This is a genomic window from Pseudomonas sp. FSL R10-0399, from assembly GCF_009600165.1.
Taxonomy (GTDB): Bacteria; Pseudomonadota; Gammaproteobacteria; order Pseudomonadales; family Pseudomonadaceae; genus Aquipseudomonas; species Aquipseudomonas helleri.
This window is the reverse complement of record NZ_WIWK01000071.1, coordinates 1-12,637: the sequence shown is the minus strand read 5'-3', so window position 1 is coordinate 12,637 and position 12,637 is coordinate 1. Positions and strand designations below refer to the sequence as shown.

At 57.2% G+C, this 12,637-nt stretch carries 6 protein-coding genes; 3 read left to right on the top strand and 3 right to left on the bottom strand.

Going from position 1 to position 12,637, the window contains the following annotated elements:
* The first annotated feature begins 144 nt into the window (after positions 1 to 144).
* Entirely contained in the window at positions 145 to 882 is a 738-nt protein-coding gene (locus tag GHO41_RS18845) for a 4'-phosphopantetheinyl transferase (RefSeq protein WP_048369878.1), read from the top strand.
* Here the strand turns inward: GHO41_RS18845 and GHO41_RS18840 are convergent, their stop codons facing one another.
* The 3 genes from GHO41_RS18840 to GHO41_RS18830 all read right to left on the bottom strand — a co-directional run bounded on the left by GHO41_RS18840 (position 883) and on the right by GHO41_RS18830 (position 9,326).
* Positions 883 to 7,542, bottom strand: a complete 6,660-nt coding sequence (locus GHO41_RS18840) for an NEL-type E3 ubiquitin ligase domain-containing protein (RefSeq protein WP_153434332.1) — start codon at positions 7,540 to 7,542, stop codon at positions 883 to 885.
* 152 nt (positions 7,543 to 7,694) lie between these two features.
* The gene (locus tag GHO41_RS18835; RefSeq protein ID WP_048369687.1) at positions 7,695 to 7,958 is read right to left on the bottom strand and encodes a hypothetical protein; all 264 of its coding nucleotides are present in this window, start codon (positions 7,956 to 7,958) and stop codon (positions 7,695 to 7,697) included.
* A 336-nt stretch (positions 7,959 to 8,294) separates the two neighbouring features.
* Positions 8,295 to 9,326, bottom strand: a complete 1,032-nt coding sequence (locus GHO41_RS18830; protein WP_153434331.1) for an RHS repeat-associated core domain-containing protein — start codon at positions 9,324 to 9,326, stop codon at positions 8,295 to 8,297.
* 130 nt (positions 9,327 to 9,456) lie between these two features.
* On the opposite strand from GHO41_RS18830, the gene GHO41_RS18825 reads away from it, so the two are divergent.
* Positions 9,457 to 11,211 carry an ATP-binding protein gene (locus tag GHO41_RS18825; protein WP_153434338.1) on the top strand — a complete coding sequence of 585 codons (1,755 nt, stop codon included), beginning with the start codon at positions 9,457 to 9,459 and terminating at the stop codon, positions 11,209 to 11,211.
* A 3-nt stretch (positions 11,212 to 11,214) separates the two neighbouring features.
* Positions 11,215 to 12,549 (top strand): sigma-54 dependent transcriptional regulator, encoded by a 1,335-nt coding sequence (locus GHO41_RS18820; RefSeq protein ID WP_153434330.1) that lies wholly within the window; start codon positions 11,215 to 11,217, stop codon positions 12,547 to 12,549.
* Positions 12,550 to 12,637: the final 88 nt, after the last annotated feature.

Here is a 12,637-nt window from a genome sequence, read left to right as displayed (position 1 = left end):
CGCTCTCCCAAGCCTGTCGCGTCACTAAGGACGTGAGTCCACCACCTATACATTTACCAGCCTAGCCTTTACAGAATAAGGCGTAAGCCCTGAACACACTCTGAACAATTGCACCGCCAGCACAAGGCCAGCAGAATGCACGCCATGAATAGATCTTCAGACTTGCCAGCCTGTTGCACGCCGCTTGGTTGCGACTGGCCCTTGCCCATTGCGCTGCCCGGTAGCGTATGGCGCAGCACCGCGTTCGACCCGGCGCAACTGACCCCGGACGACTTTAGCCGCAGCGGCCTGCACCTGCCTGCGAGTATTCAACGATCAGTGGCAAAACGCCAAGCCGAATTTCTGGCCGGCCGTCTGTGTGCCCGCGATGCGGTGCTGCACCTGGACGGCACCCGGGCAACACCGGCCATCGGTGAAGACCGCGCCCCCGTGTGGCCCCGGCACATCAGTGGCGCCATCACCCACAGCCAGGGCCGTGCGGCGGCACTGGTGGCGTTAAAAAGTGACTGGCTGGGGTTGGGCATCGACCTCGAAAACAGGCTCAGCCTTGATCGCGCTCAACGTTTGGCCAAAGAAATCCTCACTCCAGATGAGCTGCAACGCATGGCCGCAGGCCCGGTTGAGGACCAGGCGCTGGTCGTCACGCTGACGTTTTCGATCAAAGAAAGCCTGTTCAAGGCCTTGTACCCGCTGGTGCACAAGCGCTTTTACTTTGAGCACGCCGAAGTGCTGAGCTGGTCAAAAGACGGCCAGGTGCGCTTGCGGCTGCTCACGGATTTGTCTGATGAGTGGCATCAAGACAAAGAGCTTGAAGGGCAATTTGCCTTGATGGATGAGCAACTATTGAGCGCCGTCGCGATTAAAGCCAGCGCGGCACGGTGATCAGGTCGCGGGCTTGTAGACGTTTAGCGTCAGTTCCTCAATCAGCAGGTTCACCTGCTGATCTCTGACCAGCGTCAGCTCACTCCCCCTTTGCAACTGCGCCTCATCGGACAGACCGCTTTCTTCAGAGAGTTTGGTGTAGTCGCGCTGATACTCGGCCTCGATGGTTGCAAAACGATCGGCATAGTTGTTCAGCAGAAAAGTTCGCCAAAATTTTTCATGCGTAATGGCGTGCATAAACGTCGGGCTGCCATCCAGCGCCAAAATACTCGCGCGCGCTGCTGCAATCTGCGCAGGGGTGACACCTGCAGTCGGCGCATACAACATCGTCCTCGCCTGGGTCGGTAAATCAAGGGACTGCGCCAACTCAACACGGTAGAACAGGATCACTTCCGCGGCATCAGGATTGCCCCCCGCCGCCACCCGCCTGGCCACTTCGGCTTCTGACAGCAGGTCAACTTGCCTTAACCGGAACAAGCGCTTGGCCAGGTTGAATAACTCTGCTTCGCGCTGTGCATCGCCCGCACGGTTTAGCGCTTCATGAACCAGCACTTCAACTTCCATGTTTTCCAGAAGCACCATGGCCCCATCCCCACAGCTTCGCTCTTCACGGAAAATCCTGTTCAACAAGGTTTCGCGCAGCGCGGTATTGGCCAGCATTTGATCAATCAGTGTCCATACACGGTTTGTCAGGTTTGCCCACACCTGCTCACTCATCTTGCGGCGGTCATGTGCGAACAACGCAAGGGTCTGGAAAAAGTCTGTGACGTTGTCTCCCGCGCCTTGCAGCAATTGCCATTGCTGCGTTCTGGCTGCGGTTTGAGCCGGGCTGGCGTCACTTGGCAACCACGGTGAAACATCATTCGCCGCCCTCTGTACTTGAGCGTTAAGGGAAAGCTGATTAAAGCTGTGCGCAATCGTCGGCCCGTAGCCAAAATCACTGTGGCCTTGGGCCCAATAAGCAATAAGACGATTACGCGTTGGAGCATCCAGCGGATTCCCGGAAATGGACGTCGACCGGTTAGCCCCAACCGTCCATTGCGGCTCAAACACAGCGTCAGGGATGGTCGTCATTACATTGTCTCTCAGGTTCGCCCACTCGATATGAGGCAGCGCCCATAAACCATTGGGCCACTGGCTAATACCCGTATTGCTCAGGTCCAGACTGTGCAAATCAAGCATCTGACTGACGTCCGGGCTGATGCCCAAGGGGTTGCCACTCAGGCTCAGTGCCCGCAAATTCGAAAGATTCGCCAGTTGCTGTGCCGTCTCTGGCGTGAGAGTGATGCGGTTGTCCATCAGCTCAAGTGACATCAACAGAGGCATTTCAGCAATCGCGGCAGGCATATGCTCAATACGATTATTGGACATGTCCAACAGGCGTAACTGGGTAAAACTGGCGAGAAACTCGTTCGAACCACTGCGCAAGTTCATCCCCTTCATCTGCAATGCGCCAACGTGGCTGAAATCACCGCTTATCGCAGGAAGGTCGCCGATATCCAGGCCAGACAAATCGAGCTCAAAGCCTACGATGTCACCCGTATCTTCCATCACAGAGAGGTCGCTTTCGCGGCGCCAGGCACTCTCGATCCTCGCCCTCGCCTGCGCACGGTGGCCAGGAGCCGCTACCCCCATGTGGCTCGTGCCGTAGGGATACAGCTGGATTTGTTCCCAGACACTGAGCTCGCCTTGCAGCATTTGAAATTGAGCACGCCTTTGGACAAGTGCCGCCTCGCGCTCGGCTGGCGTTGCGCCTAACGTATCGAGGAAGTCGATCGTCTCTCCATAGTCCATGCTCGGGTACAGGTCCCGCGCCTCGCGGATCAACGACAAGGGATGAGTGGCGTTATCCAGCGTTACCGTTAATGGGTAAACCGTAAACTCACGATCAACATTCATCGGGGGTTTACGAGGCGGTGCGGGCGGCTCCAGACCTAACAGCGCACGTAGATTGGCCCGATGTGCGACAGCCAATGCCTGAATCTTTTGGTTCAGGCTGTGCGTGTCACTGACATCCTTGACACCCATTGCTGCCCGTTCAGTGGGTTGCAGCGCATGCAGAATCGACGACAGCAAATTATTGCCATTCACAGACTCCGGGTTTACCGGTTGGCCTTCGCGTGACCAGGCACGGTAACGGCCATCGCGCAGGACCAACACCCGCGTCGCCGGAGCATCTTCGGCGCCAATACGGTCAAGCACTTTGCCGGTGATACTGGCGTCACGCACTTCAATGCTCACGTCACCCGGCCACCCCGGTAGCGACTTCAACAGGTGCAGCGTGAATTTTTCGCTGTCCGGCGTCGCCGTGGCGTTAAGGTACAAGCCCTCGTAGGCGCGGGCCAGCCTGACTTCTTTGGCCGTCCATTGCAGCTGCTCGGTGACACGTGGCGGCACCAGCCCTTTATCCAGGTAATGGATGCGCTCATGTCGTGAGACATGCAGAACCACGTGTTCGATAACGCTTTTGGGTAAATGCGGGTGCTGCTTTTGCACAAGCTGCACGTGCGGATCTGCACTGTGCTCCTGGTTCTCGTAGATCGACCTGAACAGGTTGGCTTCACGCTTTAACGCGTGGGCGGCGATTTTCTTTGCCAGGGCCAGCATCCGGTTCTCAATGATCGGGTTGTACTCCCCCAACAACGCACGGGTGTCGGCCTCATTCAGGTTCATCAGCAAGGTGCGCAGGAACCGCCCATTGCGCGAGGCTTCAATGGACATGCGGATGCGCGGCAAGGCGCTGTCCAGATCAGCACCGTATTCCTTCATGACCGCGCCTTGGGCATCGGTTATTTGCAGGACTATGTTACGGGGCCAGCCCGGCAGACTTTGAATCAGCAACAGTTGAAAATCACCGCTCGCCTTGGACAGCGTGTGATGGGCCTGCATGTTGTTAACAAAGTCATTGATGTCATCCTCAATCTTGAAACGCTTCCAGGTGTCCATCAGCAAAGGTGGCGGCGCGAGGTTATTGATATGCACACGGCGCAATACCCCTTCATCCGTGTGGCTCACGGTCATGATCTGGCGCCCCACCTCATCGCTGAAAGTGGACCGCTGGGCACGCAAGCGACGCAATAACTTCAGCCCGTCCCACTGTTGCGGCCGCTCGGTTTGCTGACGCCAGGCGCCCTTGTAGTTGTGTTCCAGAATGGGGGTATTCACACCGGGCTTATCGGGATGCACCATACGCCACTTGTGAATGACGCGGTCAAACTCAACCTGGTAAGCCGCGCCGTACAAGGCCACATAGGCCTTGCCCTGGACGTCATAGAGCCCCAACTCACCCGGGGGCTGTTGAAACGACAGTGGTACGTCGCGTTCATACTGGGCCGTGGTGGTGTCCCACAGGTTCACCTCACCATTGGCCTGGCGATTGGCACGCATGGCATCACCCAAGGTCTGGCGCAGGCCGTCGATGCTGGCGCCAGCCCCACCCAGTGTTTGACGCTCTTCATGGCTCAAAAACTGACTGAGCGCCAAGAAAAAACTGTCAGGGGTCTGGGAGTACGTTACCAACTCGCCAGTGTGCAAATTAGTGGCCTGATACACCCCATGGCCCTGGTGGGTCAGCACCACGGTGGTGTCATCTGGCCCAGTGGCAATCGGGGCTGGTAATTGTGGCGTACGGGTTGCTTCCACAACCACCAACTGGCGACCCAGCTTGTCGTGCAATACGCCGCGGGCAAACTCACGCACCCACAGATCGCCATCAGAGTTAAAGGCACGACGGTGATAAATAGTGTCCAGCGCCAGATCGGTCCGCAGTTTTGTCTTTAAGCGCTCGGAGGCGTAGTCAAACGCCAAAGGCTGGGCGTTATGCTCCAGCGCCCGTGTCACAGCGTAGGTATTGAACGGATGAGCCTCCAGCAACGTCTCCAGGCTCTCAATCGACAACGACGGGTTGAGCTCGTGTAACTTGGCCAACAACGCTGTGGTCGACTCCGACAGCGGGGGGCAGACCAACGGCAAATACTGTTTGGCCGGGTCTGAACTGGCCACCGGATCACTGCGCTTGTGCCCTTCCAGCACGGTGAAGGCTTGGAACAGCAAGGTTTTGTCGTCACGAGCCAGGTTAGCGATTTGCTCACGCACCGAGGCAATTCGGCCGGTTTTGCTGATATCGGGATTGCCATTACGCCCAAGGGGGGACTCGGCCGACAGTTGATCCAGAATCAAGCTGAACATCTGCTCCACTTGGGCGCTGCCCTGGGTGGCATCGTGCCTGGCGACATACGTGCCATGATCCAGACGCTTGAGTTCAACGTGGCTCTGAAAGGTTCCGGCCTGCGGGTCCTGGCCATACGTCTCGACCAACTGGCCCTGCTGGTTGAACACATCGAGCACGGTATCGGCCGGCCAGTCAGGCAACTGGGTCAACAGGGCCAACACGGCGCTGTCCGCGTTGGCCGGCATTTCCCCGCGCAACGGCAGCTCGTTGATGATCCTGTCGATCAACTGGTCTGCGTGCAAACGGCGAACACCATCGGCCAACGGGCCAGAGACCAGCTCGCCTTGCCAGACGTTGAGCAACTGCTCGCGGGGGGTGCCGGTAATGTCCAGCAGCCGCTCAATCTGCCCTTGAGCCGCGTCAGGCGTGTTACCGGGCAACATGCGCTGCAACAGCTGTGCGTCGCCCAGTGCTTGAACATCGTCCAGCGCCAGGTGCCACACCTGGTGCACGGGGTCGTATTTCACGGCAGGCGTGAAGGCTTGTGCGTTGTCTGCTTTCAACGCGTAATGTTGGGCCTTCGGGTCGTAAGTGACTTCAACCGCCACCGTCTGATCGCCCTCCTGCACCTTGGCGTAGACCTTGCCATCACGCTCATACAGGCCTTCGCTGTTGGGTGTCAGGTTATCGAGCGCCGCCAGGTGCGGGTAAGCCGTTAACTGCGGGCTCCACAGCTCGGCCGTACCGTCCGCACGGGTGACCTTGCGTGGCTGGCCAAGGGTATTCCAAAGCGTGCTCATGCGTTGGCGGTGTACCCGGCTGGCCACCCCGATCAACCGGGCGTTGATCAGCAGGTCTGCGGTATCGGCCATCGCACTGGCAAAGGTCGTGGACTCGCCTTTAACAGCCTGCATCACCCCCTGCACAACGCTATAGCTCAGCGAGCCGAACACTGCGACCTGCATGATCTTGTTGAGCCCCTGCACGCCCCCCGGAACAGGCGTGGTCAGCATACCGAGCACCTCATTGGCGATATCACTCAGCGCTTCTTTGAACGCTTGCCAGTCGCGTACGGACTTACGGGTGGCCAACTGGCTCAAGTTAGCGCGGTAACGGTGCAGGTGACGATGGGTAATGAAGGGAACAATGCCCGGCGAGTCGGACAGCCTCATTTCAACAAACAGGCGCAGGCTGTCCAGATCGGCCTCGGGGAAAACACTCGTAAAACTGTCATACAAAACACCCGCCAGCCATGTCAGCCCTTTGGGCTTGGCTTCTTTACTCAGCAACTTGCTGAAAAAGCCCAAGTCTTTCAACGACAGCTGTCGGGTAAACCAGCCCAACTGACCTTTGCGATAGTCATATTTGATCTGGTTAAGAAAGTGGGAAAACGCGTCGGGCACATCTTTGTGCCAACGCAGCGCACCTCCCAGGCGCTGCGGGAAATAACTGTAAACGCCCCACTCGCCTTCGAGCTTGATCATAAACAGGGGGGGGTCCATCTCATTTTCCCTGCTGCTGCTAAACGGCGGCAGAGGTATATCGACATCCTTTACATAATCGAAGCTGTCTTCATCGCCAAACAACAGAGACGTGTCAGCGCTTCTGGCTAACTGCAAAGGGTTGAGACTAAGTTCCTTCTTGGTCGTGCTCATTGAAACAGGCCAGATGTGCGCTGGCGTTTCACCCTTGAACATCGAGGCCAGCTTGTCATGCTCATCTTTAAACAGTTTTGACTGGCGCGGGGTTCGCAAAGCCTCCAGCAACTCGAACTCAAAACAGCTACTCACCACCTCCTCGGCGCGTTGGTACAAAGACCCGCCAGGGCCGACAGCTGCATCCAGGACGGCCTTTAATTGAGTGCCGAGATCCAGCGAGCGCACAATGGCAATAAACGGCCCCGCCGGGTGCCCCGGCAAGTCACTGTTGTAGTCAATAAAGCTGGCTTGTTCATAGCTAAAAGGCTTGAGCAGTAACGAGTCGGTTCGGTAGCTGAAGTTCTCGCACGCGGCATCCCAGAGGGACACCGATTTGAGGTGCTCTTTAAATTTTGACTCATCCAGCGCGCGCGGCGTACGTGAAGGCGTGGGCCTGAACGTGGGTGCCTGAGTGGCACTTTTATCGCCCCTCAGTCGCGCGAGATACTCAATAAAGTCCTCCTCCACCTCTTCACGGTAGCGCGTATAAATTCGCGCCTTTTCGGGGTCGATATCCACCCCCAGAAGTGTTTTTAGCTCGCTTTTGAGCTGTGCCAGATGAGTGGTCTTGAACGTATCTTTTAGACGCTTGAGTTCCTGATCCAGGTTCTTTAGCGACTGCTCACAGCGCTTGAACAGTTCGGGGTAGCGCTTTTTCTGTTCGAGCGTCAGTGAAGCGAATTGCTCTTCATAAATGGCCGACACATAAGCAAGGGCTTCTTTCTGCGTCCACTGGGTACTGGACAGGAGCAACGGTGCGCGTTGGCGAACCGCGGGTGATCGACTGGTCATGGATATGACTCCGTTGGAGGAATGCGCCAACGTAGCAACCCCACCTTCGGGACATGCACTACATAGATAACGGCCCACGGCTGCGATCTTTTGAACCTGTGTGAGCGTCAAAAGTCGCAGCTGTGACAGCGATCAATACTTGAGTTTGGGGATCATTGCGCCTGCAAGCGGCGCCCCAGTGCGTCCATCAAATCGCAGCCATCGCGCAACAACAGCGCCGCAGCCTCAGTGATGTGTTTAAGGTCGACGCTGTCCGCGTTAAAGCCCTCAAGGCGGCTCACGCTTTCAAGCAAGTGCGTAACGGCCAAAATTCGCGCGGCGGCGTTGGCGTGAATCACATCGGGCGGGGTTTGGGTGTCGATCAACATGCACGGGATCAAGCAGTCGATGGCGGTCATGGGAATAGTAGTGCTCATAGGAGGTAACCTCAGTAGTTCGCTAAGAGACCACCACCTCACCGTCGCCAAACGATCAGGTGGCAGCTGTACGCAGGTTGGCGAACCGAGAACTACTGAACCGGCAGACCCGAAGATCTCCCACGCACAGCTGCCATAACAGATTGTGCGCGTACGAAAACACCTGCAAATAGCACAGAGCCTTCGCACATAGTTCTACGAGTCGCCAAACCCGGTCGCCATATGGGCGACCGGGCGACTATAGGCTTCACGGTTGAGTGAGGCAAGGTATGAGTTGAAGTATTAGCCGGTGTAAAATTCCCACCCATCAAAACACTCTAAGCCATGACTAAAAAATCATTCAAATTGGCGGATTTTTTCTTTCACCGCAGACAAGTTCAACTCAAACCGCCGAACACTAATAGATTTTTCTGCGACCGTTATCAGCTTCCCATCCAGCCCCGCCCCTATATATTCACGAGAATAAAATGTTTGGACGTTCACAACATCATTAAACCCAACTTTGTATAACGATTTACTAGAAGAAACCACTGCAGGCCCTGTCATAAAGGGTGACTCAGTATTCACAGTCAACATTACGTTTTTTCTAGCTTCTTTCCACTCCGGCAGTAAGGTTTTAGACGCCGAAGATGCTTTATTTCTTTGCTTTAAAAATAGACTCTCATCTTTAGCTTTATTTTTTAAGGTCTTGCGTTTTGTACCTAGCCGATCGTAATTCTCACTCGCAGCTCGCCATACTTGCGTCCCTTCCGAAGAATTCAGTGAGCGATGAGCAGGTAAAGGCTCTGCGGTCTTAAACACTGCGCTCCACCTTTTTCTCAGTGCCCCCCAGAAACGCCAAGCATGCCCATCTTCATCAGTGCGATTAATCGGGTCTCCCCCGCAGTATCCATAGGCATTTATTCCGCCCTCCCCAAACGGGCTGAGGTTGTCTGGACTATTGAAACGCATCAACACTGGATTAAAGGCTCGATAACCATTACCCAAAAGATAATGACCGGTCACAGGATCAGCGCATTCGCCATTAAAACCAAGTAACACATATTTACCACTAGCGGGTGCTCTATAGCCGTAAGGGCAATAAGCCACGCTTTTATCAGACCTGACATATGACGGATTTAAGACAGTGCGCGGACTATCTGTCACCAGCAAAACGGTGTCATCTGTCAAGCAAGAACGCTGTTGAGCTAACAAATAATCTTTAGTCTGAAAAACGCTCTCTTTCAGCGCCCCCTGAACTAACGTAGATAATCGATTGATGTTATGAAAACGCTGAGCCATTACCGTTGGCGCATTACCACAACTCGATAACCGATCCAAAGGGTCATAAATATAACGGTATGGATCTCTATTTTGGGAGGATGGCATCAGACTGACCTCAAACTTAAGAGTGAGCCCTGAGCATTCAAACAATTTCAGTGTTTGCCTACTGGCAGAACTGCTAGGTAGATCGCCGCCATGCTATGGTTTGCGCCCCCCATTAATGCCCCTGCCCCTTATGCCCGTGACTGCTCGCCACCTGCGTCTGGCCCTGTATACCCTGCTGATTGTGATCGGCGCCGCTCTGGCTGGCGGCTGGGCGATGCATCAGGCCGAGCGCCATGCGCTGGAAGAAAGCGCCAGGCGCGGGCCCGAGCAGTTAAACCTGTATGCCAATTCTTTGCATACCTTGATTGAACGCTACCGCGCCCTGCCCGCTGTGCTGGCGCTGGACACCGAATTGATCACGGCCTTGAGTGGCCCGATGACGCCCGAGCTGCAATGCGCACTCAACCGCAAGCTGGAGCGCATTAACGGCGCGGCGAAGTCCTCGACCCTTGAGCTCATGGACCATACCGGGCTGGCCGTGGCGGCCAGTAACTGGAACACCGCCAACAGTTATGTCGGCCACAATTACGCGTTCCGCCCCTATTTCAAGCAAACCCTGGTCGAAGGTACCGGCAGCTTTTATGCCGTGGGCGTGACCAGCGGCATCCCCGGTTACTTTTTATCCAGCGCCATTCACGATGCCCAGGGTAAGTTTTTGGGCGCGATGGTGGTCAAGCTGGAGTTCCCGGAGCTGGAGCGCGAATGGAGCCATGGCAACGACATTTTGCTGGTGAGCGATGCCAAGGGCATTGTCTTTATCGCCAACCAGCCGGGCTGGCGCTATCGTCATTTGCGGCCGTTGTCTGACCAGGACCGCAGCGAAATCACCGTCACCCGCCAGTATCACAAACAGCCGCTGACGCCGCTGAACACCCGCACCTTGCGCAGCTTTGACGACAACAGCTTCCTGACCCGCACCGAAGGCCCGGACGACTCGCAAGACTATCTGTGGGAGTCGCTGGCGCTCAGCGCCGAAGGCTGGACCCTGCATTTACTGCGGCGCCCGGACATCTCGGCCGAAGACCGCCGCAATGCCGCCCTCGCCGGGGTTGGCCTGTGGCTGACTGTGGTGTTTTTGGGGCTGTTTTTGCTGCAGCGCTGGCGCCTGTCGCGGTTACGCCAACGTAACCGGGCAGAACTTGAGCAACTGGTCGAAGACCGCACCCGCGACTTGCGCACCGCCCAGGACGGTCTGGTGCAATCGGCCAAGCTCGCGGCGCTGGGGCAGATGTCTGCCGCGCTCGCCCATGAAATCAACCAGCCGCTCACTGCCCAGCGCATGCAGTTGGCGACCTTGCGCCTGTTGCTCGATCACGGCCGCATCGACGAGGCTTACCAGGCCCTGGCGCCACTGGACAACATGCTCACGCGCATGGCCGCGCTCACCGGGCACCTTAAGACCTACGCCCGGCAAAGCCCCAGCGGCCTGCGTGAAAAGCTTGATCTGGCGACCGTCGTCGACCATGCCTTACACCTGCTGGAGCCGCGTTTGCAAGAGCAAGCCATTGACCTGCACGTGGACCTCACGCGCCCGGCCTGGGTGCGCGGTGACGCGATTCGCCTGGAGCAAGTGCTGATCAACGTGCTGCGCAACGCACTGGATGCCCTGCGCGATGCACCGAACAAACGTTTGCAAATCCGTATCGAGGCGGATCAACAAGTCTGGCACTTGACCGTCAGCGACAGTGGCGGCGGGATTCGCGAAGAGCATTTGGGTAAAATCTTCGATCCGTTTTTCACCACCAAGCCGGTGGGCGACGGACTGGGGCTCGGGCTGGCGGTGTCTTACGCCATCGTTCACGAACTCGGCGGCCGCCTGACCGCCAGCAACCAGGGCGAGGGCGCGCTGTTTACGCTGACGCTGCCGATCGCACAGGACTCTTGAAGCATGCTCAATTCAGTGATCGTGGTCGATGATGAGGCCAGTATTCGCAGTGCCGTGGAGCAATGGCTAAGCCTGAGCGGGTTTGCGGTGCAGCTGTTCAGTTGCGCCGAAGACTGCCTGCGCCAGCTGCCGCCGCATTTTGCCGGGGTGGTGGTCAGTGATGTGCGCATGCCGGGCATGGGTGGCCTCGCCCTGCTCAGCCAGTTGCAGCAACTGGACCCGGACCTGCCGGTGATTCTGCTGACCGGGCATGGCGACGTGCCGATGGCCGTCGAAGCCATGCGCGATGGCGCCTACGACTTTCTGGAAAAACCCTTCAGCCCCGAAGCGCTGCTCAGCAGCCTGCGCCGGGCCCTGGAAAAGCGCCAACTGGTCCTGGAAAACCGCCGCCTGCATGAACAGGCCGACCTGCGTGAACAGATTGACGGGCGCTTGCTCGGCGTGTCACGCAGCGTGCAGACCTTGCGCCGACAAATCATTGATTTGGCGCCATTGCCGGTCAACGTGCTGATCCGTGGTGAAACCGGCAGCGGCAAAGAACTGGTCGCCCGCTGCCTGCATGACTTTGGCCCGCGTGCAGACAAACCCTTCGTGGCGCTGAACTGTGCGGCCATCCCTGAGCAACTGTTTGAGGCCGAGCTGTTTGGCCATGAAAACGGTGCCTTCACCGGCGCCCAGGGCAAACGTATCGGCAAACTGGAATACGCCGACGGCGGCACGTTGTTTCTTGATGAGATAGAGAGCATGCCCCTGGCCCAACAAGCCAAATTGCTGCGGGTGTTGCAGGAACAAAAACTGGAGCGTTTGGGCTCCAACCAGAGCATCCATGTGGATTTGCGCGTGGTTGCCGCCACCAAACCGGACTTGCTCGACGAAGCGCGGGCCGGGCGTTTTCGTGAAGACCTGGCGTATCGCCTGACCGTGGCCGAATTGCGCCTGGCGCCGTTGCGTGATCGCCGCGAAGACATTGCCCTGTTGTATGAGGCGTTCGCCCGCCAGGCCGCAGAACGGCTGGGGCGCAGCGCCCCGGCCATGACCGGGCCGCATCTGGCGCACTTGCTCAGCCACCACTGGCCGGGCAATGTGCGCGAACTGGCGAACACCGCCGAGCGGCACGTGCTGGGGCTGGGCGAGCCGCAGTTCGATGACATTGACGCAGGCCAATCGCTGGTCGCGCAGCAAGAAGCCTTTGAAGCGCAATGCTTGCGGGCAGCGTTGACGCGCCATAAAGGCGATATCAAGGCCGTGCTCAACGAACTGCAACTGCCCCGCCGCACCCTGAATGAAAAGATGCAGCGCCATGGCTTAGTGCGCGAAGCGTTTTTGAGTGCTGAATAAAACAATTCATCTGTAGGAGCGAGCTTGCTCGCGATCTTTTGATCTAGATCTTGCTTTTGATCTTGATCTAAAAGGCCCCATTAAACCA

Excerpts from the sequence above, each read along its gene's own strand:
- GHO41_RS18835 (WP_048369687.1), bottom strand. The coding sequence starts at position 7,958 with ATGAGCACTACTATTCCCATGACCGCCATCGACTGCTTGATCCCGTGC.
- GHO41_RS18845 (WP_048369878.1), top strand. The coding sequence starts at position 145 with ATGAATAGATCTTCAGACTTGCCAGCCTGTTGCACGCCGCTTGGTTGC.
- GHO41_RS18840 (WP_153434332.1), bottom strand. The coding sequence starts at position 7,542 with ATGACCAGTCGATCACCCGCGGTTCGCCAACGCGCACCGTTGCTCCTG.
- GHO41_RS18820 (WP_153434330.1), top strand. The coding sequence starts at position 11,215 with ATGCTCAATTCAGTGATCGTGGTCGATGATGAGGCCAGTATTCGCAGT.
- GHO41_RS18825 (WP_153434338.1), top strand. The coding sequence starts at position 9,457 with ATGCCCGTGACTGCTCGCCACCTGCGTCTGGCCCTGTATACCCTGCTG.
- GHO41_RS18830 (WP_153434331.1), bottom strand. The coding sequence starts at position 9,326 with ATGCCATCCTCCCAAAATAGAGATCCATACCGTTATATTTATGACCCT.